The 255-nt window shown below is 47.8% G+C and carries 1 protein-coding gene; it reads right to left on the bottom strand.

Annotated elements, in window-relative coordinates; all coding sequences use genetic code 11:
- Positions 1-255 (bottom strand): IS3 family transposase (locus V6259_RS19875; protein WP_341585999.1); only part of this gene is annotated, 255 nt, incomplete at both ends.

The raw sequence follows: 255 nt of genomic DNA, 5'->3' as shown, positions 1-255 counted from the left end.
TTTGGCGCTGTGTTACGCTCAGAGCCACTATAAAAAGCAGGGTGACGTTTGTAGCCTATGAGCGCTTTTAGACCCTCACGGCGCATCACTCTTAGCACTCGATTCTTTCCACAAGACTTACCTTCTCGCTTTAGGTCTTTGGTGATGTTGCGGTAGCCGTAAACACAACCACTCTCAAGCCAATGTGTTTTAATCGTAACGGCAAGTTGGTCATCTTCTTGTTCTCGTCGACTTTTTGGACAGTCCAGCCAAGCG

The sequence above is a fragment of the Marinomonas sp. TI.3.20 genome (assembly GCF_038155025.1).
In the GTDB taxonomy this organism is placed as follows: Bacteria; Pseudomonadota; Gammaproteobacteria; order Pseudomonadales; family Marinomonadaceae; genus Marinomonas; species Marinomonas flavescens.
This window is presented reverse-complemented; position numbering and strand designations above follow the sequence as displayed.